The 19710-nt window shown below is 51.9% G+C and carries 20 protein-coding genes and 1 other RNA gene; 15 read left to right on the top strand and 6 right to left on the bottom strand.

Features of this window, described 5'->3' with window-relative positions; translation table 11 throughout:
* Positions 1 to 88 precede the first annotated feature (88 nt).
* The 5 genes from hemA to Q8W24_RS01060 all read left to right on the top strand — a co-directional run bounded on the left by hemA (position 89) and on the right by Q8W24_RS01060 (position 5021).
* On the top strand, positions 89 to 1378 hold the full coding sequence (hemA, locus tag Q8W24_RS01080) for a glutamyl-tRNA reductase (protein ID WP_303433011.1): 1290 nt from the start codon (positions 89 to 91) through the stop codon (positions 1376 to 1378).
* Entirely contained in the window at positions 1375 to 2460 is a 1086-nt protein-coding gene (prfA, locus tag Q8W24_RS01075; protein WP_303433010.1) for a peptide chain release factor 1, read from the top strand. The genes hemA and prfA overlap by 4 nt, the downstream gene beginning before the upstream one ends.
* Positions 2457 to 3326 (top strand): peptide chain release factor N(5)-glutamine methyltransferase, encoded by an 870-nt coding sequence (prmC, locus tag Q8W24_RS01070; RefSeq protein ID WP_305474113.1) that lies wholly within the window; start codon positions 2457 to 2459, stop codon positions 3324 to 3326. Before prfA ends, prmC begins: the two co-directional genes overlap by 4 nt.
* Before the next feature lie 51 nt (positions 3327 to 3377).
* Positions 3378 to 4136 (top strand): molybdopterin-synthase adenylyltransferase MoeB, encoded by a 759-nt coding sequence (locus Q8W24_RS01065; RefSeq protein WP_305474111.1) that lies wholly within the window; start codon positions 3378 to 3380, stop codon positions 4134 to 4136.
* 99 nt (positions 4137 to 4235) lie between these two features.
* On the top strand, positions 4236 to 5021 hold the full coding sequence (locus Q8W24_RS01060) for a DUF2971 domain-containing protein (RefSeq protein WP_305474109.1): 786 nt from the start codon (positions 4236 to 4238) through the stop codon (positions 5019 to 5021).
* 100 nt (positions 5022 to 5121) lie between these two features.
* Here Q8W24_RS01060 and Q8W24_RS01055 read toward each other — a convergent pair whose 3' ends face one another.
* Positions 5122 to 6588, bottom strand: a complete 1467-nt coding sequence (locus Q8W24_RS01055) for an anion permease (protein WP_305415003.1) — start codon at positions 6586 to 6588, stop codon at positions 5122 to 5124.
* A gap of 254 nt (positions 6589 to 6842) precedes the next feature.
* On the bottom strand, positions 6843 to 7994 hold the full coding sequence (gene yiaY / locus Q8W24_RS01050) for an L-threonine dehydrogenase (protein ID WP_305474107.1): 1152 nt from the start codon (positions 7992 to 7994) through the stop codon (positions 6843 to 6845).
* A 667-nt stretch (positions 7995 to 8661) separates the two neighbouring features.
* Here yiaY and Q8W24_RS01045 point away from each other — a divergent pair.
* The 3 genes from Q8W24_RS01045 (at position 8662) to Q8W24_RS01035 (ending at position 11889) form a co-directional block, all read left to right on the top strand.
* Entirely contained in the window at positions 8662 to 9321 is a 660-nt protein-coding gene (locus Q8W24_RS01045) for a YoaK family protein (protein WP_303433003.1), read from the top strand.
* Between the two features lie 53 nt (positions 9322 to 9374).
* Positions 9375 to 10034, top strand: a complete 660-nt coding sequence (locus Q8W24_RS01040; RefSeq protein WP_305474104.1) for an NADPH-dependent FMN reductase — start codon at positions 9375 to 9377, stop codon at positions 10032 to 10034.
* Positions 10035 to 10611: 577 nt separating this feature from the next.
* Entirely contained in the window at positions 10612 to 11889 is a 1278-nt protein-coding gene (locus tag Q8W24_RS01035; protein WP_305474103.1) for an NAD(P)/FAD-dependent oxidoreductase, read from the top strand.
* Between the two features lie 87 nt (positions 11890 to 11976).
* Here the strand turns inward: Q8W24_RS01035 and Q8W24_RS01030 are convergent, their stop codons facing one another.
* The 3 genes from Q8W24_RS01030 to Q8W24_RS01020 form a co-directional block, all read right to left on the bottom strand.
* Positions 11977 to 12561: a phosphoheptose isomerase gene (locus Q8W24_RS01030; protein WP_303432999.1), complete on the bottom strand. Its 585-nt coding sequence runs from the start codon at positions 12559 to 12561 to the stop codon at positions 11977 to 11979.
* A gap of 94 nt (positions 12562 to 12655) precedes the next feature.
* The gene (locus Q8W24_RS01025) at positions 12656 to 13018 is read right to left on the bottom strand and encodes a YraN family protein (RefSeq protein ID WP_303432998.1); all 363 of its coding nucleotides are present in this window, start codon (positions 13016 to 13018) and stop codon (positions 12656 to 12658) included.
* A gap of 12 nt (positions 13019 to 13030) precedes the next feature.
* Positions 13031 to 14797, bottom strand: a complete 1767-nt coding sequence (locus Q8W24_RS01020) for a penicillin-binding protein activator (RefSeq protein ID WP_305415006.1) — start codon at positions 14795 to 14797, stop codon at positions 13031 to 13033.
* 31 nt (positions 14798 to 14828) lie between these two features.
* On the opposite strand from Q8W24_RS01020, the gene rsmI reads away from it, so the two are divergent.
* Both rsmI and rnpB read left to right on the top strand, forming a co-directional pair.
* Complete coding sequence (gene rsmI / locus Q8W24_RS01015; protein ID WP_303432994.1) at positions 14829 to 15686, top strand: 16S rRNA (cytidine(1402)-2'-O)-methyltransferase; 858 nt, start codon at positions 14829 to 14831, stop codon at positions 15684 to 15686.
* 95 nt (positions 15687 to 15781) lie between these two features.
* Positions 15782 to 16156, top strand: an RNA gene (rnpB, locus tag Q8W24_RS01010) — RNase P RNA component class A.
* A gap of 39 nt (positions 16157 to 16195) precedes the next feature.
* Here the strand turns inward: rnpB and Q8W24_RS01005 are convergent.
* Positions 16196 to 16942, bottom strand: coding sequence for a proteasome-type protease (locus tag Q8W24_RS01005; RefSeq protein ID WP_303432992.1), 747 nt, complete (start codon positions 16940 to 16942; stop codon positions 16196 to 16198).
* A gap of 544 nt (positions 16943 to 17486) precedes the next feature.
* On the opposite strand from Q8W24_RS01005, the gene Q8W24_RS01000 reads away from it, so the two are divergent.
* The 5 genes from Q8W24_RS01000 to Q8W24_RS16850 all read left to right on the top strand — a co-directional run bounded on the left by Q8W24_RS01000 (position 17487) and on the right by Q8W24_RS16850 (position 19579).
* On the top strand, positions 17487 to 17711 hold the full coding sequence (locus Q8W24_RS01000; RefSeq protein ID WP_303432989.1) for an addiction module protein: 225 nt from the start codon (positions 17487 to 17489) through the stop codon (positions 17709 to 17711).
* Positions 17708 to 18001: a hypothetical protein gene (locus Q8W24_RS00995; RefSeq protein ID WP_305474100.1), complete on the top strand. Its 294-nt coding sequence runs from the start codon at positions 17708 to 17710 to the stop codon at positions 17999 to 18001. Before Q8W24_RS01000 ends, Q8W24_RS00995 begins: the two co-directional genes overlap by 4 nt.
* Positions 18002 to 18117: 116 nt before the next feature.
* The gene (locus tag Q8W24_RS00990) at positions 18118 to 18723 is read left to right on the top strand and encodes a transposase (RefSeq protein ID WP_305474098.1); all 606 of its coding nucleotides are present in this window, start codon (positions 18118 to 18120) and stop codon (positions 18721 to 18723) included.
* 32 nt (positions 18724 to 18755) lie between these two features.
* Positions 18756 to 18965, top strand: a complete 210-nt coding sequence (locus Q8W24_RS00985; protein ID WP_305474096.1) for a transposase — start codon at positions 18756 to 18758, stop codon at positions 18963 to 18965.
* Between the two features lie 197 nt (positions 18966 to 19162).
* Entirely contained in the window at positions 19163 to 19579 is a 417-nt protein-coding gene (locus tag Q8W24_RS16850) for a nucleotidyltransferase domain-containing protein (protein ID WP_370693294.1), read from the top strand.
* Positions 19580 to 19710 lie beyond the last annotated feature (131 nt).

Genomic DNA, 19710 nt, shown 5'->3' with positions numbered 1-19710 from the left:
TGACACACTAAGTCAAAGATTTAAGCGGTAAAGCCAAGCGCTGGCGTTTATAATCCGCGCTTTTCGATCAGGGGTAGCACACAGCGTAATGGGTATCTGGGTTCTGGGAATTAACCATAAGACCGCACCGGTGTCCGTGCGTGAACGCGTTGCATTTAATCCCGCTACCATGCCCGCCGCTCTGGTCGACATTTGCCAGGACAAGGCGGCTGCCGAGGTTGTCATTCTTTCAACCTGCAACCGTACTGAGATCTACGGATCGTCTGCAGAGTTCCGTTGGACACACGTTAGAGACTGGCTTGCCGGGCATCATGGGCTGGATGCACGAGAATTGGATAACGCACTTTACTGTCTCGAAGGCGAAGAAGCGGTACAACACACCATGCGAGTCGCCAGTGGGCTGGACTCATTGGTACTGGGTGAGCCACAAATCCTCGGGCAAATGAAGTCCGCTTTCGCCGTAGCGCAGGAAGCGAGCAGCGTCGGGTCCGAATTGGGACGGCTGTTTCGCCAGACATTCTCGATTGCCAAACGCGTCCGCACCGATACCGCCATTGGAGAGAACCCGGTCTCGGTGGCCTTTGCTGCCGTACGGATGGCACAGCATATTTTTGCCGACCTGGGTCGCAGCACCGCGCTGTTGATTGGTGCCGGGGAAACCATCGAACTGGTGGCCCGGCATTTACGCCAGGCGGGTATTGAAAAAATCATTGTCGCCAACCGTACCCTGGCACGGGCGCAACATCTGGCCGAAGAATTTCACGCCGAAGCGGTGCTGCTGGAAGATATTCCGGAAGTACTGACCGAAGCCGATATCGTGATCACCTCTACCGCCAGCCCGCTCCCGGTATTGGGTAAAGGCGCGGTTGAAAAAGCCCTTAAAAAACGCCGCCACAAGCCCATGTTCATGGTTGATATTGCCGTTCCCCGTGATATTGAGGCCGAAGTCGCCGATCTGAGCGATGTCTATTTGTACACCGTCGATGATCTGCGCAATATCATTGAAGAAAATGTCCGCTCGCGTGAAGACGCCGCGCAACAAGCCGAAGAGCTGATTCTGGCGGGCGTTGAACACTTTATGCGCGAGCTGAAAGTGCTCGATGCCGTTCATACCGTGACGGACCTGCGCTCTCATGTCGACACACTGCGTGAAGAACAGCTGATCAAAGCGATCAAACAACTGCAGAACGGTGCCGAACCCGAAAAAGTCCTGCGCCAGTTTGCCCATACTTTTAGCAATAAACTGCTTCATGCACCGACGATTGCCCTGCGCAAAGCAGCCGCCGACGGTCGCATGGATGTCTTCGACAGTACCCGTGAGCTGTTCCAGCTCAGTGATGCCGCCGATGCCGCCAGCAACAGCGATGATAGAACATGAAAGCCTCCCTTTTGCACAAACTGGAATCGCTCTCCGAGCGTTACGAAGAAATCGGACACTTGCTCTCCGACCCGGAAGTGATTAACGATCAGAACAAGTTCCGCCAACTATCACGAGAATACAGCGAGCTGGAAAGCCTGGCCCAGACCTTTGGCCGCTACCAGCAAGCACAAGCTGACCTGGATGAAGCTGATCTGCTGGCCAATGACAGCGACCCCGACATGCGCGCCATGGGCGAAGAAGAACAGCACGCCGCCAAGGCACAGCTGGAAGCCTTGAGCGGCGAGCTGGAAATCCTGCTATTACCAAAAGACCCGGACGATGGCCGCAACGTGATTGTCGAAATCCGGGCCGGCACAGGTGGCGACGAAGCGGCAATTTTTGCCGGTGACCTGTATCGCATGTACACCCGTTTTGCCGAAACCCAGGGCTGGCGCACCGAACTGATGAGCGCCAGCGAAGGTGAACACGGCGGCTTCAAGGAAGTGATCACGCGCATTGCCGGGACGGATGTTTACTCGCGGCTGAAATTTGAATCCGGTGCCCACCGGGTGCAGCGCGTACCAGAAACCGAAAGCCAGGGGCGTATTCATACCTCGGCCTGTACCGTTGCAGTGATGCCAGAAGTCGACAGTGAAGAAGAAATCGATATCAACAAAAATGATCTCCGTATCGATACCTTTCGTGCCTCCGGTGCCGGTGGTCAGCACATCAACAAAACCGACTCCGCTATTCGCGTAACGCATTTGCCGACAGGTCTGGTTGTCGAATGCCAGGACGAACGCTCGCAGCATAAAAACCGCGCCAAGGCACTGGCCGTTCTGGCGACTCGCTTGCGTGATGCCCAGCGGCAGGCAGCTCATGCCGAACTGGCTGCCACCCGCAAAAGCCTGGTGGGATCGGGGGACCGTTCTGAGCGAATCCGCACCTATAACTATCCGCAAGGGCGAGTCACCGACCACCGCATAAACCTCACCCTGTACAAGCTCGACGAGATTGTACAGGGAGACCTCAACCCGATTCTCGGGCCGTTGGCGCAGGAACATCAGGCTAACCTGCTGGCGGATATGTCCGGCCAATGAGTCAGACCATCGACGCCTGGCTGACAGCTGCACGACAGCGGCTGGAAGCAAGCTGTCATGCCCATGACCCGCAAGACAGCAGCGCCCGGCTGGATGCCGAATTACTGGTTGGCCATGTACTGCAAAAGCCTCGTACCTGGCTTTATACCTGGGGTGACAAAACCCTGGCGGCCGCCGCGCGCGAGCAACTCGAACCGCTGTTAGTACGTCGCTGTGAAGGAGAGCCGATAGCCCATATTCTGGGTCAGCGCGCGTTCTGGTCACTCGATCTGGAAGTGAATGCCAGCACTCTGATTCCCCGTCCCGATACCGAAACCCTGGTGGAATGGGCATTGGAATTACCCTTGCTGGCTACCGCGCGGGTGTTGGACCTTGGTACCGGCACCGGTGCTATTGCCCTGGCGCTAGCCAGCGAACAGCCGAGCTGGCAGGTATCCGGGGTCGATGTGTGTTTGCCCGCCGTTGAACTGGCACAGCGTAATGCCCGGCGTAACCAGATCAAGGCCACCTTCTTGCACAGCCACTGGTTTGACGCCCTGAGCGGGCTATTTGACCTTATCGTCTCCAATCCGCCTTATATCGACTCCGATGATCCACACCTGGTGCAAGGAGATGTGGCCTTCGAGCCGCGCAGTGCCCTGGTTGCGGAACAACAAGGCATGGCAGACCTGAAATATATCATCAGCCAGGCACCGGCTTTTCTTAACGCCGACGGCTGGCTGTTGCTGGAACATGGCTATCAACAGGCAGAAGCAGTTGCCGCCTGTTTGGCGCAACAGGGCTTTGTCGATATCGATACCCGGCATGATCTGGGCGGCCAGCCACGCATTACTGGCGGACGCTGGCCTCAAATCCGGTTGGCCTGAGGTGTTGGCCTGATGCGTATGACCCAAGCCATCCTGTCGAAGGAATAGAAAATGGACACTCTCTCAGATCAACAACTACTGCGTTACAGCCGTCATCTTTTACTGCCAGAGCTGGACCTCGATGGCCAACTGGCACTGTTACGCGCCCGGGTAATGATCATCGGATTGGGTGGATTGGGCTCTCCGGTTGCACTGTATCTGGCCGCCAGCGGTGTGGGCGAGTTGATCCTGGTCGATGACGATCAGGTGGAACTGTCCAACCTACAGCGCCAGATTATCCACGGCAATGCCGACCTCGGGCGCGCCAAAGTCGATTCCGCCGCGACCAACCTACGAGCACTCAACCCGGACTGCCAGGTAACAGCCATTCAGCGTCGAGCCGATCAAACCTGGTTGCAACAGCAACTGGATAGCATCGATGTGGTGCTGGATTGCACCGATAATGCCGATATTCGTTACCAGCTGAATCAGGCCTGCCTGACAACCTTGACGCCATGGTTATCGGCTGCCGCTACGGGCACACAAGGCCAATGGATCTGGTTTGACCCAAGAGACAGCAACAGCCCGTGTTACCGCTGCCTCTACCCGGACCTGAACAGTGATGGACTCAGTTGCGCCGACAGTGGCGTGCTGGCCCCTCTGGTTGGGGTTATCGGTTCATTACAGGCATTGGAAGCGCTGAAATTTATTGCCCGGATCGGCGACACCCGCCCAGGTCGACTGAAGACATTCGATGCCCTGACAGGGGAGCAGCGTTGTTGGGAATTACCCGGCAACCCGCATTGCCCGGATTGTGGTCAGCCGGAGTAGTTGTTTACTATTTGTGACCAGAGCAGCAAAGTGTGGCAGAAGACCGATTCGTTTCCACGTTAGCTCTCAAAAGGCGCTTCCATAATATTATATAAATACATGTCCTTTGAAACTGCATGTAAGGTCATTGATACTCTATCATTAGGATTTTCATGCCTCGAAGATTTGAATGATCCATTTGAATGTACCGCTTTTAGTTTTAAGAATAATGGGACGGAGATAAATTCTTATTTAACTACAGTGGCAGCGGCGTGCAGGAACAGATTTTCCAGAAAATACGGAATCTTGTCTTTAACCAGGCAGCCGCTAAATAGTTTGATGTGGTCACACTATGGAGATGAACATCAAGGTGTTGTCATAGGAATTGATGTTGATATTGCTGGATTTTCTTGTGTCGAAAAATGCGTTATTCCTAGTCAATATGGCGAAGTGATTTACTCTGCAACCAAACCACATAAAGACTTGCCAGTTATTAGTGCAGATATTCTCATGGAAATTGGGCAAGAATTGAGATTTGATCCAGATGCATTTAATCTTGTGAAAAGGACATTCTTATACAAGTCAATCGAATGGGGTTACGAAGAGGAAGTAAGAGTGGTTAAAAAAATATCAGGAATTCCTTTGGGTTATCATATCGGACAAGGTCGTCACGATGAGTGGAATAAAATAACTATTTCTGGTAGGCCTCTATATTGTTTCGATATACTAGAAAACTCAATAAAAGAAATATATTTGGGGCACCATATTCGTAAGAATGTAACAAAGAAAAATTTATTGACTGGAGAAGAACTCAAGGGTTTATTAAATTCTTGGAGAGAAAAAGGTATCAAGGTCATGCGATGTAATCCTGATTTGCATTCATGGAATCTGATTGCTAAACCGTAATCCAGCTAAAAAGGGGAGCAACCCCCCCCTGTAATTATTAGGCTTCTAGCCGGGCACCAAATACATTCCGCCAATCTTTTAGTAACCGCTTACTTCGTGATCACCAGTACCCTAATATACTCCACCAAATCGCCCCGACCAACGTCCAGATAATCAGGTTTACCACGCTCATTACCAGGCCCATGATCCACCAGTCCTCCATGGAGACGTAGCCAGAGCCAAAGATAATTGGTGAGGTGCCGGTGGCGTAATGGGTGAGGGACATCATCAGGGAAGAGGCGCCAGCCATCAGCAAGGCAAGGAACATGGGTGGTGCTCCCAGCGCCAGCCCAGCAGCATAAAATGCGGCAAACATGGCGGTAATATGCGCGGTGGTGCTGGCAAAAAAGTAGTGGGCGTAAAAATACACCGCCACCAGAATCAGCACCGATAATTGCCAGTTAAAACCAAAGTCGGCGATATGGCTCTCAACCTGGTGGGAAAACCAGCCAACCAGCCCCAGTTTATTCAGGAAGGTTGCCATCATAACCAGTGCTGAGAACCAGACGACGGTGTCCCAGGCGGATTTTTCTTTCAGTATATCGTCCCACTTCAATACGCCAGACACCAGCAAGACTGATAACCCGAGAAAAGCCACGGCGGTGGTATTAACGGCAAAGGCATCGCCAAACAGGATGGCAGGCAACCCGGCCCACAAAATCAATAACAGGGCAAAAACACCAACCATGATTTTTTCGTCAAAATGCATGGGCCCCATATCATCCAGCTGCTGATGGGCAAAACGGCGGGCGTCGGGTGTTTGGGTAATTTCTGGTGGGTAAATCCAATAGATAATCAGCGGCATCAGCAGAATACATACCAGCCCGGGCAATAATGCGGCCAGCGCCCAGGTTGCCCAGCTGATACTGATCGCCATGCCGGTAGCATCGGCGACGAGTTTGACAACCAGCGGGTTCGGAGCCGTGGCGGTAATAAACATGGCAGAGGTAATAGGGTTGCTGTGGTAGTTCACCAGTGCCAGGTAATGGCCTATTTTCCGTTGTGTTCCTTGCTCCGGGCAAGAGCCAAAACTGCCGGCAATGGATTTCATAATGGGGTGAATAATGCCACCACCACGGGCGGTATTGCTGGGGGTGACGGGGGCCAGCACCAGTTCGGATAACGCCAGGGCATAACCGACTCCGAGGGTTTTACTGCCAAATAAAGCAATAAAATGATAGCCAATCCGATTGCCAAGACCGGTTTTAACCAAGCCTCGGGAAATCATGATGGCGATACCAATCAGCCAGATCAATGAGTTGGAAAAACCACTGAGAGCGTCTGCAATGGCTCCTTTGGGGCTGTCGTTGGTGACGCCGGTGATAGCAACCAGGGTGATGGCCAGCATGGCGATGGCACCAATGGGCATCACCTTACCGATAATGGCAGCAATGGTACCCACAAAAAGCGCCAATAAATGCCAGGCTGAAGGCGAAACGCCTTCAGGCACAGGAATAACAAACCAGATCAGTAAAATAATGATGAGGCTGACCGTGGCCGGAATGATTTTAATGCCTCCAGCTTGCATATTCAGATCCTTATTCAGTGGACAAAGGGGTGTGAGTTAATGCGTTATAAATAATGCTTCTGGATTGATGTTACCTATAATAACAGGCTGTGCTTCGATAATGTTTATAGCAGTTTATGCTTGCCTGCTATTGGTTGGTCTGAGTCATTATGGCTCAATGATGTTGTTATGGTCAGCCCGATTATTCACCCAGGTATCGATGAATAATCAGGCTGGGTAATCAGCCATTATTGAGCTGAATGATTACCTCTGTTTTACATGGCTTCTTTAAAGATTTGCGCCACTTCTTCAAATGTTGGCTGGATCGGGTTGGTGATACCACAGGCATCTTTCATGGCATTTTCAACCAGCGTCGGGATATCTTCTTCCTTGGCTCCCAACTGGGCAACACCCACTGGAATATTGACATCCGCAGACAGGGTGCGAATTGCGGCGATGCAGTCTTGGGCGGCATCTTCAGCGGATTTACCCAGCACATCACAGCCCATTGCGGCGGCTATATCAGCCAGTCGTGGTGACGCGACCTTGGCGTTAAAAGCCTGTACATGTGGCAACAGAATGGCATTACACACGCCATGAGGGAGGTCATAAAAACCGCCCAGTTGGTGAGCCATCGCGTGTACATAACCCAGAGAGGCGTTATTAAAAGCCATGCCTGCCAGAAACTCGGCGTAAGCCATTTGCTCGCGGGCTTCTGCGTTGCTGCCATCGGTGACAGCAGTGCGCAGGTTGTCGCTGATCAGGCGAATGGCCTGAAGGGCGCAGGCGTCGGTAATCGGAGTGGCTGCGGTTGATACATAGGCTTCGACGGCGTGAGTCAGTGCGTCCATACCGGTGGCGGCGGTCAGTGAGGGTGGCATACCCAGCATCAGATCGGAATCATTGACGGAAAGCAGCGGCGTAGTGTGCTTGTCGACGATGGCCATTTTTACATGGCGAGTATCGTCAGTAATGATACAGAAGCGGGTCATTTCACTGGCGGTGCCTGCGGTGGTGTTAATGGCAACCAGTGGCAACTGCGGCTTGGCGGACTGATCCAGACCTTCGTAGTCGGCAATATCACCACCATTGGTGGCTACCAGAGCGATACCTTTGGCGCAGTCATGAGGTGAACCGCCACCCAGGGAAATCACAAAATCACAGTTGTTTTCTTTCAGGATGGCCAAGCCGTGCTCGACATTGGTGACGTTGGGGTTTGGTTTGACTTCGTCGTAAACCACCGAGGTGACATTGTGCGAGGCCAATAACTCAGCAACCTGACCCACAACACCGAGTTTGACCAGCGGTGCATCGGTAACAATCAGTGCTTTTTTCCAGCCGTAGGATTCAATGGCTGTCGCTGCTTCTTTCAGGCAACCGCTGCCCATCAAGTTGACACTAGGAATATAAAAAGTAGTAGCAGGCATAATGCAATCCTCAAAGAATTTTAATGGCAAGTAAACTGTAGACCTCTATTTGTTAGAAGTACTTGATATAACGCAAGTATCGATTGATCCGCAGGGCATGAATATGATTTTCAGAATATTTGAAAACAGAACAGTATGTCGCTGAATTATTCATTATAAATCATTGAAAAAATATATATTATATTGCTGACTGTATAAGTGATAAACATTTTCATGTTGGGCTTGGAATAGCCTGCTGGCGTCGAAGAGAACAGCACGGGGCACGTCACTGAGCACGGCACAGCACAGTCACGGCAAAGTCACGAGAGTATGGCGAGCCCGGTGCTGGCTCGCAGCGGCTGTTTGAGTCATGACCCCATGCTTCGCCCTGGTTCACCGACAGAGCCAAAGGGAAGGCTGGCCGCTGTCATCCTGTCCCGGGTCGTGCTGTTACCCCTGCTGTGGTGTTCTACTATCGTCTGAAAATTGAGCAAATAATCATCAAATGAAAGCCTTACTCTGGCCAGAGATAACAAATCTCGCTAGAGTATGAGGCGTTGAATGAATATTTCTTTGTTTCTGCAAGGCTGGGAAATATCACATGGAATTGGATTTTGGTTTGTTGTTTTTATGACTAGGTATCGTTCACCTTGGTGGTGGACTCTAGCGGTATAGGAGTACCCTGGGATTGATTTCACAATTACCCAAATGGGTTGAAACCGGCGCTTTTGTATTGGCATTGATCGCCGGTGTTGTTAACGCAGTCGGTTTATTAGGATTTGAACATCAGTCAGTTTCTCATTTGTCGGGTATTGCTACATTGCTGGGTACCAGCCTGATTACAGATTCTTTAAGAAATGTTCTTCATATTTCCGGTCTTATGCTGGCCTTTTTGATGGGATCGGCAATATCCGGCTTCATGCTGCATGGTGTTGCCCTGAAACTGGGGCGACATTACGATACCCTGCTGATACTGGAAGCGGTTTTATTGACAATGGCTTTTTTGCTATTATCCAAAGAATTTTTTTATGGGCATTATCTGGCATCTGCTGCCTGTGGTTTACAAAATGCCATGGCTACTACCTATAGTGGAGCAATTATCCGAACAACACATGTTACCGGTATCTTTACCGATCTTGGAATCATGATCGGTGCGTTTCTTCGTGGCGAAGAACTCGATATCAGGAAATTAAAACTGTTTACTCTTATTATTGCCGGGTTTATATCCGGTGGTGTTATCGGTGTTTTACTCTATAGTGAATACTATTTTATGACCCTGCTGTTTCCGGCGGCTGTCTGTATGGTTATGGCGTTGATCTATCGAATTTACACCAGAACCCATAAATAACCGGTATGTGTTTGTTTGGGCAGCTGTATATAGTCAACTGATGGATGCTGTGTATGAAATTACTGATTTTTCTGGGCACTGTGCGCGACAGTACCCCGCCACGACCAGCTCGATTGGGTGAGCGGGTGGCAAAAGCCTGCCTGACATGTCTTGAACAGCGTTATAAAGAGCACGACATTGAATTGATTGATGCTTTGGATTATCCGCTCGAAACGGTTTTCAAACCGCATTTTGCGTATGCTGAAGGCCGGGCACCTGCCGCGCTGAATCGGTTGGCAGAGAAAATTGCCTCCGCCGATGGTTTTATTATGGTCAGCCCGGAATATAACCATTCGATGAGTCCTGCACTGGCCAATTTGCTGAATCATTTTGGCAGTTCACTATTTTCCTACAAGCCCAGCGCTATCGTGACTTATTCGGCAGGTCAGTGGGGTGGTATGCGAGCTGCGGTAGGAATGCGTACGTTTTTGGCGGAATTGGGCTGCTTGTCTGTGTCTGCCATGATTCATGTACCCAAGGCCCAGACTGTGTTTGCTGCTGATGGTTCGATGCAAGCCGGGGAAGAGCAGGGGGCCTGGTTTGGTTATTTTGATCGGGCTTTCAGTCAACTGGTCTGGTGGGCGCAAGCTACCGCTACTCACCGGAGTGAGGTGAATCCACACACCTTGCTGCAAGATTTCAAAACCGACCCGTCTGAGCGTAACGCACCTTAGCCGGTCACTCTCTGATCCAGAATTGATTGGGAAACAGACAACCCTTGCCAGCCGCTGGCAGGGGTTGTTTGGGTGATTTTTGTTGCCTGTCATTTTTGGCAGTCTACTGAAAATAATGGCAGCCAAATGGCCTGTTTCAACAAAATTTCCCGGCCACACTCCGTTGTTATGTTTATCGTGCGCCAGTTGTTGCTTGGGCTGGCTTGCCCAACACTTTGATTTTATTAGTGATTGCTTGTCATAATTTTTAAATATTCCTGTTGAGGAATATTGGCCTCTCTGTTGCTAATGTAATGGGGACATCTATTTAATCCTGCACGGCTCTGCGCGAGTGTTGCCGTTGTTCAGGGCAAGGCGACGAATGCAGCGAAATGACGAGTCCTTTTCAAATTCGTCAACACCGCACTGGACGACGGCAACCCGTGCCCTTCGGGGGCTGCCGGATGATCTCGACTCGGTGTCGCCGACTTTTGACTTGACCCGTCAGGCCTGCAAGTCGGCGGTGGCCCAGAGTGAGCACCGGATTAAATAGGTGTCCCCTAATGGTATCGACACACAAAAAAAAGAGAGGCTGAGCATGGCAAGAGTCATTGTATTGGGTGCAGGCACAGGCGGCATGGCCGGGGCATATGAAATCCGGGAGCTATTGGGCAAAGACCATCAGGTCACGGTAATTAATGAACGGGAAGACTTCCAGTTTGTGCCGTCTAACCCCTGGATTGCAGTACGCTGGCGTGAGCGACCGGAAATCAGCTTCCCGATTCGTCCCTACCTGGAAAAGAAAGGTATCGAATTTATTGCCTCTGCGGTAACGGCAATCGATCCGGACGAGAACTGCCTGACGCTACAAGATGGCTCTCTGCAACAGTACGATTATCTGGTTATTTGTACCGGCCCAAAACTGAATTTTGCCGCGGTGGAAGGAGCAGGCCCGCACGGTGGTTTTACCCAATCGGTGTGTACGCTGGATCATGCTGAAGCTTGCCGTGACGATGTGGATAACCTGATTGATGAGCCAGGGCCAGTGATTGTTGGCGCATTTCCGGGGGCTTCGTGTTTTGGCCCTGGATATGAATACGCCTTTATTCTGGAAACGGAACTGCGCAAGAAAAAAGTCCGGGACCAGGTTCCCATGACCTATATCACCAGCGAACCCTATATTGGCCATTTGGGCCTGGGTGGCGTAGGCGATTCAAAATCGATGATCGAAAGCGAGCTGCGTAACCGTCATATCAAATGGATTACCAATGCCAACGTGACGCGGGTAGAAGCAGGCATGATGTATGTGGACGAGATGAACGACGACGGTTCATTAAAACAGCAGCACGAAGTGCCATTTAGACATTCCATGATGTTGCCAGCCTTTGCCGGGGTCGAACCGGTAGCGGCGGTGGAAGGGCTGGTAAACCCGAAAGGTTTTGTGATTATTGATGAATTCCAGCGTAACCCGACCTGGAAAAATATCTATGCCGCTGGTGTGTGTGTGGCGATTCCGCCGGTAGAAGAGACGCCAGTGCCAACCGGAACACCCAAAACCGGCTATATGATTGAATCCATGATGACTGCCATTGCGCATAATCTGCAGGCCGATCTGGAAGGGGGTGTGGCGGATTCCAAAGGCACCTGGAGTGCGATCTGTTTGGCTGATATGGGAGATACCGGGGCAGCGTTTGTGGCGATTCCACAGATTCCACCGCGTAATGTCACCTGGTTCAAACAAGGCAAATGGGTGCATCTGGCCAAGGTGGGTTTTGAGAAGTACTTTATGCGCAAGATGAAAACCGGTTCCAGTGAACCGATATTTGAAAAGTACACCTTGAAGGCGTTAGGCATTCATCGCCTGAAAGATCATTGAAAGATCATTAAGGCAGCAAGGTAACAGGCAAGGCGAGCCAGTTGCTCGCCTTGCCCTGTCTTATTCCTCTTATTCCTCTTATTCCTCTTATTCCTCGCCGAACAGCGAACAGTCGATATAGTCGCAAAGACAATGGATCACCAGCAGGTGAACCTCTTGAATACGTGCAGTTACCGTCGAAGGCACGCGGATTTCCACATCGTCGGTGGTCAGCAGCGATGCCATGTCACCACCATCCTTACCCGACAGGGCAATCACGGTCATTTCCCGCTCATGGGCAGCCTGAATCGCTTGCACCACGTTGGCAGAGTTACCACTGGTGGAGATCGCCAGCAGAATATCCCCCTTGTTACCCAGTGCCCGAATCTGTTTGGAAAACACTTCATTGTAGCTGTAATCGTTGGCAATCGACGTCATGGTGGATGAGTCGGTGGTCAGGGCAAAAGCAGGCAGTCCTGGACGCTCGCGTTCAAAACGATTGAGCATTTCCGAGGAAAAATGCTGGGCATCGCCAGCCGAGCCACCGTTGCCACAACTGAGAATCTTGTTGCCACTGAGGATGGCGTTCACCATGGTTTGGCCGCCCCGTTCAATAAATGGCGGCAGCTGTTCGGCAGCGAGCGCCTTGGTTTCAATACTGTTGCCAAAATGGCTGATGATGCGATCTTGCACGGCGGTTCTCCGTCAACAGAAGCAGCCAATGGTAATGCATCGACCGGGCAAGACCAACATGCCAGAAGGAATTGCTTATCAAATACAGTAAGAGTCAGAAGGCATTTTGTATCCAGTCAAAGATAACCGGTTTACCACTGCCGGATAACACATCAAAACGGCAGTCTGGCAAGGCGTGAGGATAGCGGTGTTGCAGATAGTGCTCGGCCGCCAGACGCAGCTTTTGTTGTTTCGCGGGGGTGACGGATTCTGCACCAGAACCATGGGCGTTACGCTTGCGATAACGGACTTCGATAAACACCAGCACCGTGTTATGGCGGCAGACCAGATCTATTTCACCCCGACGGGTGTAATAGTTACGGGCTTCAAGTGTGAGTCCCTGAGCCAACAAGAACTGCTCTGCAGCGTCTTCTATCTGTTGGCCCTGGGCACGACGGGATAGCCGTTGCGAGGTCATCGAACCACCCGGTTATTCCTGACTCAGCAGTACCGGACGGCCATCACGGAATATGGCACAAACGCTCTGGCGATGAACGCGGCGTTCGGCATCCAGCTGTATGACACCGGTTTCACCTTCCAGACGGCTGTTCGGGAAAGCCTGCAGCTGTGGCAGACGCGGTAACAGGCGATAGGCATCGACGCCCAGCGCGTACAAGCGCAGGTAAGGGCCCTGGCCATTGTCGCTGTTTTGCTCGACCTGATCATACAGCGGGCCACCTTCCAGCACCCAGGGTAAGTCGCAAAAACGGATACCATCGAGATCACGGTCGTGATCGGTATCGTTATGGCCACTGTATACGTGGGATGTGGCATACACGGGTAAATCAACGGCAAAGTTAAAGGCCAGCGTTGGTTTGATCTGGCGCGCCTGTTGCGGTTGAGCTACCAGGAATACCCAGTCGATATCCTGGCGACGGCGAGGTTCAAACTCAGTGGTCTGGCGTAACAGCTGTCGCATTTTCCGGTTACGGTTGACGCTGTCGTCCACGTTCAACAGGGCTTTGATATCCGGGTTGTAATCGTTCTGCTGCGTATAGAAACGGGTTTCTCCCAGTACGCCGCCCAAGGCTTCCCAGTGATCGCGGAAAGCCGTAAAGATGCGCTCACCCCAAGAACCTTCGGGAATCATCACCAGCGCCCGGCGGTGGCCATCGGCCCAGGCCTGGTTTGCAGCCTGTATGGCATCATCTTCAGGGGCAAGGCCAAATTGGTACAGGTTGGCTGACGTGGTGGCTTCGTTGTCTGCGGCGGGATCACCGTAGTTCAGTGCCAGTGTCGGAATGGCCAAATCCTGGCGTTGCTCCAGCGCGACGACTTCCTGCTTGCTGACCGGCCCAACAACCCACTGGGCACCGCTCATTAATGCTTCCGCGTATCCCTGGCTGATGGAATCCACGCCCTGACTGTCGATCAGAGTGACTTCCGGGGTCGGCTGTTCCGTTGCAATGGCCTGATAATAGGCTGCCAGAAAACCATCCCGAATGGCTTCTCCGGAAGCGGCCAGCGGGCCGGATAACGGTAACATCAGAGCCACTCGCTCTGGCCGTTGGTTGGCCAATTGGGTCAGGTAGGCCAGGCTGCCGGGTAACTGCAGAGCAGCAGGGTGGGTGGGGTTTTGACGACGCCACAGCGCCAGCGAGGCAAGTTGCTCGTCGACACTGAGGCTGGAATGACGGCTTAGCAGAGCCAGCTCAATCCATTGCCCCAGAACCGAGCCGGTATTTTCTGCGCGCTTGTCGGCCAGTTCTTCTTCCGACATGGCCATTAACTGACCCCAGATGGCCTCATGGTTACTGTTGGCCAACGAACCTTGCAGCAGAGGCGCAATAAACACTCGCTCTTGTACCGCGGCATAGTGCTCACCACGTTGGCCGTAAAGTGTGGCGCGTAACAAACTGATACGGGAATCCTGGGACGGAGTAGCCTGGTCTCGAAGGGACTGTAACTGCTGCAGAGACTGTTCGGCATCGTCGGGCTGGCCGGACTTTAACGCCAGCACCGTGGCGACTAACCACTGCTCGATACGCTCGCTGTTCGTCAGGTTCCGTTGCTGCAGTTGTTGCAAATACTGTCTGGCGTTGCCAAACTCGCCCCTTTCAATCGCAGTACCAGCGCGTTGCAGCAGCTCGGCATTACTCACCTGTACAGGCTGAATGGCCTTTACCGGAGTCGTGTCTTGAGGTGTCGTAGTGCATCCAGCAAGACCCAACAGCATAGCCGCTGTTGCGGTCGCCAAGAATTTCCATCCCCCAGGTGTATTTCCCCGCATGAGCTCTCTTCCCGATTCTGTTAGCGCCACGCTGTACGTCGTGGCAACGCCTATTGGCAACCTGGCTGACCTGACTGAGCGGGCCCGCCAAGTGCTGAGTGCCGTGAATATCATTGCCTGCGAGGATACCAGACATACCCAGAGATTGCTCCAGCACCTCGGCCTGCGCAAGCCGATGTTATCGGTACACGATCACAACGAACGTGAGCGTATCCAGCAGGTGAAAGATCACCTGGACCAGGGCCATGATATGGCTCTGGTATCCGACGCTGGCACGCCGCTGATTTCTGATCCTGGTTATCCTCTGGTGCAGGCATTACGCCAGGCTGGCCACAAGGTGGTGCCGATTCCAGGGGCCAGCGCCATTATTACCGCTCTGTCGGCTGCCGGTTTACCCACCGACCGCTTTACCTTTGAAGGTTTTTTGCCCCACAAAAGCAGTGGCCGCAAAGAGCGCTTGCGAGCCGTGTCGCAAGATACCTGTACTCTGGTTTTCTACGAAGCCAAACACCGGATTTTATATACCCTTGCGGATATGGCCGAAGTGCTCGGTGATCAGCGTGAGGCTGTGGTTGCGCGGGAATTAACCAAAACCTTCGAGAGTTTTTATCGCGGTACATTGATGGATATCCATGCCCAGCTATCGAGCCATGAGGATCATCAAAAAGGCGAATTTGTGGTGATGGTCAGCGGTAATCAATCACCATCACCAGCGTCTGAAATCGATACAGAACGGCTGTTCAAACTATTGCTGGCCGAGCTGCCACCCAAAAAGGCAGCGGCGATCATTGCTGAACTGACCGGCGAGAATAAAAAAGAGCTGTATCAAAAAGCATTGGGTTGGAAAGACGCCTGAAAAGACGCCTGATCTGGCTGACAGCCAGCACCAGCACCGGTGCGCTGCGGTTCTGCCGGTGTGCTGTATGACATTTTTATGATAGTCTCCGCGCCGGAGTCGGCCAGACAGTCGTCGCTTGTATGTTTCGGCATGCAGGGGGAGGAAAGTCCGGGCTTCAAAGGGCAGGGTGCCAGGTAACGCCTGGGAGGCGTGAGCCTACGACCAGTGCAGCAGAGAGCAAACCGCCGATGGCCTCTTTTTCTTGTAAAAAGCAGGATCAGGTAAGGGTGAAAGGGTGCGGTAAGAGCGCACCGCGCGTCTGGTAACAGTTCGTGGCACGGTAAACTCCACCCGAAGCAAGACCAAATAGGTTCCCTACAGGCGCGGCCCGCGCTGGGAACGGGTAGGTCGCTTGAGCCAGTGAGCAATTGCTGGCCTAGATGAATGATTGTCCAAGACAGAACCCGGCTTATCGGCCGACTCCGGTTATTTGAAAACCCTCACTGGCTGTGCCAGTGAGGGTTTTTTTATGCCTCGTCTGCTATCGGCTGACAGACGTCACGGGTCAGCAGCGGCAAGCTGTCAAACAGTTCCTTGATGCCTTCCGACCAGGCCAGGCGCACCTGATGGAACATCTCATCGTTTTCCTGCAGCCGGATCAGACCCGGGTTTTTGACACTGCCCGCGTGATAACAGACCAGATCGAGCGGCATACCGACCGACAGATTACTGCGCAGGGTCGAATCCATCGAAATCAGGCTGCACAACATGGCGCGATCCAGCGGGGTGTTGAAGTCGATAATACGGTCCAGTATCGGCTTGCCGTATTTGCTTTCGCCAACCTGAAAGTATGGCGTGTCTTCCCCGGCTTCAATAAAGTTGCCTTGTGAGTACACATGGAACAGGCGGTGGGGTTCGCCCTTGATTTGCCCACTGATCAACATGCTGCAACTGAAATCCACACCTTGTGATTGCCCTTGGTCGCGCTTGATCACTTCGCGGATGGTTTTGCCCACCAGTTCGGCAACGTCAAACATGGTCGGGACATTCAGTACATGGCGCTCAGCGTTACGGATGGTAGTTTGCAGTAGCGTAATCACACTTTGCGTGGTGGCCAGATTACCGGCACTTTGCAGGAAGATAACGCGCTCTCCCGGTACTTCGAGAACATGTAATTTGCGGAAGCTGGCGATATGGTCAACACCGGCATTGGTGCGGGAGTCGGATGTTAAAACCAGTCCGTTCTCGACTTTCAGTGCGACGCAGTAGGTCATGATGCATGCTTCCTGTAAAAAGGCGATCTCTGCTGTACGCATACCCTTTGTGAACAGCGAGCGCCTGGTAAGATTGGCAGCCATTGTAGTCGGCGAATATGTCGGGTCAATCACACAAGTGAACAGATTTACGGAATGCTACTCACCGTCCTGAAACAGGTGAACTTCGACCCGATCCATATGACCTGCATCTGCCCGGCAGGGAACAAGATCAGTCATCGCAGTACACGAGACAACGGCCAAGGCCAGCCCATCGCCTATTTTGAAGGCAGGCTGCTGCAAGGCCGGAACTGCAACAAAAAGCACCGCTGCATGAAGAACCCATCCGCAGCCAATCACCGCAAAGGCCGGAAACATAGAACAAACAAACGATGACTGACAAAAACCGGCAATCGAAAATAAACAACAGAGAGCGAGCTGTTGGCGGGAAAAACGGGTTAGAAACAGGTTTTTCTACAGCCTCGTTAAAGCGTAAAAACGGAGTCGTGGCACCTGTTACCTATCCGTGTCAAAATCAAGCAATACGTGAACGAGAGGTTATTTTATGAATCTCCAGAAAATTGAAGACGAGGCGCTACACCTCCCTCAAGAAGAGCGAGCCCAGTTGATCCAGCGACTGGTGTTAAGCCTGGAGTCTCCGTCAGAAGACGAACTCAAATCCGATTGGTTGCTTGAGGCTCGACGCAGAGGCGAAGAGCTGGACACTGGTACAGTGCAGGCTGTGTCTGGTGAGGATGTTATGAGGAAGGCTAGAACACTGATCAAATGAACTATTCTTTTCACCCGGCAGCGGAAGCCGAGTTCTTGGAGACAGTTGGTTATTACGAATCAAAAGTTCCGGGATTGGGTGGTGCCGTCATAGAGGAATTTGAGGCCCTGGCCGCTTTAGTTGGCGAGTCACCAAAAGCTTGGCAAATTGAATCGCAGCCAGATATTCGTCGAGCGCCTCTTCACAGATTTCCCCTTTCTATCGTTTACCGAGAAAGGCCTGACGGCTTTCAGGTTCTGGCTGTTTCACATGTCCGGCGGCGTCCTCAGTATTGGCTGGGCAGGCTTTAACAATCGGCTGCAAACCGGTGCGTGAGCACGGCGTTCAGGCTGTAGAAAAACCTCCCGAACGATGGTCTGATCGGATTTTGAAACGCAGGAGGCGGTGATGGCTCGATTCAAGCACTATGATTACAACCAAACGTCGATGGTCATTAATTACCTGGATCAGTTACAGCCCGGTACTTTTGAGCACACTCTGCACTATCCCTGTTTTTTATGAGGCTGAAAAGCTGGATCTGTCCGTTTTTCATCAGCCCTACAAAAATGACCAAGAAGGCCGTCCGGCTTATGATCCAACCATTTTGCTAAAAATCATCCTGTTTGCTTATTCCAAAGGCATCACTTCCAGCTGTGAGATTCAGTGGTGCTGCGAAACCAATATCCTCTTTAAAGCCCTGTCCTGCGATACGGTGCCGCACTTCAACACCCTTGCTCATTTTGTTAGCAGCCAGCCCCAAGCCATTGAAGACTTGTTTGAACAGGTGCTGTTGATCTGTGATCAGCAGGGGCTTTTAGGCCATGAGCTCTTTGCCATTGATGGCTGTAAAATGCGCTCCAATGCGGCGAAGGAATGGTCCGGCACCTTTAAAGAGCTGGAACAGAAACGCCAGAAACTCAAACGCCTGATTCGTCATCACCTCAGTGAACATCGGGAAAAAGACAGCGGCATGAAGAACCCATCCGCAGCCAATCACCGCAAAGGTCAGGCCGCCAAGTCAGCTTCCCGTTAAATGACAAACGGCCACCGAGCTACACCGACTGGATGAAACATCGCGTCGACAGCCCCCACGGTAAACAAATCGATAGCCACCGGATGTCCGTTGTCGAACCGGTCTTCGGCAACATCGGCACCAATAAAAGGCTGAACCGCTTCAGCCTGAGAAGCAAAATCAAAGTACAGGGCCAATGGCAACTTTATTGTCTGGTACACAATGTAGAAAAACTGGCAAAATACGGACAGCTCGGCCAGTAAAACAAAGTCAATACAGCCTTAGAGCAGGCACTGAAAGCAGTATGGAATCGAGCTGACAGACGACCAAAGCCTGAAAAGGCCAGAAATACAGAATCAAGCAAGGGTTGCTGAAAAAAACCGGCAATCGAAAAAAACAACAGAAAACGAGCTGTTGGTGGGAAAATCTGGCTGAAAACAGGTTTTTCTACAGGCTCGTTATGCATAGGTCGAATATGGAATTTCCTCTAAAAGTGCAGGCTGTAATTAACCAACTCAAAGCGGAGTCATGCTCTGAGTCAGTCTGGTTTATTGGGTCACGCGCGAATGGCAAGTTTCGACCAGATTCTGACTGGGACTTTATATGCTTCCGAAACTCGGCTGTTGAGGAGCGGGAAGCCAGATCTAGACTCGCCGACATCGTTCAGGTAGGTATTGACGGGCAGTACCTATTAGAAGGACAGCATTGCAACTTAACTGGTCAATTCGAACACTGGCAATGGCATGAAATCGATTCGCAGCGCGCCGAGTACAAGAATAGGGTTACCCCAAAAATTGAGGCGGGAGCTGCATTTGATCTTAGTGACGCAAAGGTTGTTACGAACAATGCCTATAAAGTCTGGGGCCGGGATGCATAACAATTGTAGTCAAGCGACAAATATTGCGTCGCTCCGTTTGTGTAAGGGCTTCGCCCATTTTACACAAGCTCCACAACACAATATTTGCGCCTGCTACAGGCGTTATGCATTCACGATTAAGGAGAAAATGT

This window comes from Oceanobacter sp. 4_MG-2023, from assembly GCF_030689165.1.
Taxonomy (GTDB): Bacteria; Pseudomonadota; Gammaproteobacteria; order Pseudomonadales; family Oceanobacteraceae; genus Oceanobacter.
Note: the sequence above shows the minus strand (reverse complement) of the source record. Positions and strands in the feature narration are given on the sequence as shown.

Coding starts and splice junctions, on each gene's coding strand:
- Q8W24_RS01035 (WP_305474103.1), top strand. CDS start 10,612: ATGGCAAGAGTCATTGTATTGGGTGCAGGCACAGGCGGCATGGCCGGG.
- Q8W24_RS00995 (WP_305474100.1), top strand. CDS start 17,708: ATGAACTATTCTTTTCACCCGGCAGCGGAAGCCGAGTTCTTGGAGACA.
- yiaY (WP_305474107.1), bottom strand. CDS start 7,994: ATGCCTGCTACTACTTTTTATATTCCTAGTGTCAACTTGATGGGCAGC.
- Q8W24_RS16850 (WP_370693294.1), top strand. CDS start 19,163: ATGCATAGGTCGAATATGGAATTTCCTCTAAAAGTGCAGGCTGTAATT.
- Q8W24_RS01005 (WP_303432992.1), bottom strand. CDS start 16,942: ATGACCTACTGCGTCGCACTGAAAGTCGAGAACGGACTGGTTTTAACA.
- rsmI (WP_303432994.1), top strand. CDS start 14,829: ATGAGCTCTCTTCCCGATTCTGTTAGCGCCACGCTGTACGTCGTGGCA.
- hemA (WP_303433011.1), top strand. CDS start 89: ATGGGTATCTGGGTTCTGGGAATTAACCATAAGACCGCACCGGTGTCC.
- Q8W24_RS01000 (WP_303432989.1), top strand. CDS start 17,487: ATGAATCTCCAGAAAATTGAAGACGAGGCGCTACACCTCCCTCAAGAA.
- prmC (WP_305474113.1), top strand. CDS start 2,457: ATGAGTCAGACCATCGACGCCTGGCTGACAGCTGCACGACAGCGGCTG.
- Q8W24_RS01060 (WP_305474109.1), top strand. CDS start 4,236: ATGTCCTTTGAAACTGCATGTAAGGTCATTGATACTCTATCATTAGGA.
- Q8W24_RS00985 (WP_305474096.1), top strand. CDS start 18,756: ATGAAACATCGCGTCGACAGCCCCCACGGTAAACAAATCGATAGCCAC.
- Q8W24_RS01065 (WP_305474111.1), top strand. CDS start 3,378: ATGGACACTCTCTCAGATCAACAACTACTGCGTTACAGCCGTCATCTT.
- Q8W24_RS01040 (WP_305474104.1), top strand. CDS start 9,375: ATGAAATTACTGATTTTTCTGGGCACTGTGCGCGACAGTACCCCGCCA.
- Q8W24_RS00990 (WP_305474098.1), top strand. CDS start 18,118: ATGATTACAACCAAACGTCGATGGTCATTAATTACCTGGATCAGTTAC.
- Q8W24_RS01025 (WP_303432998.1), bottom strand. CDS start 13,018: ATGACCTCGCAACGGCTATCCCGTCGTGCCCAGGGCCAACAGATAGAA.
- Q8W24_RS01055 (WP_305415003.1), bottom strand. CDS start 6,588: ATGCAAGCTGGAGGCATTAAAATCATTCCGGCCACGGTCAGCCTCATC.
- prfA (WP_303433010.1), top strand. CDS start 1,375: ATGAAAGCCTCCCTTTTGCACAAACTGGAATCGCTCTCCGAGCGTTAC.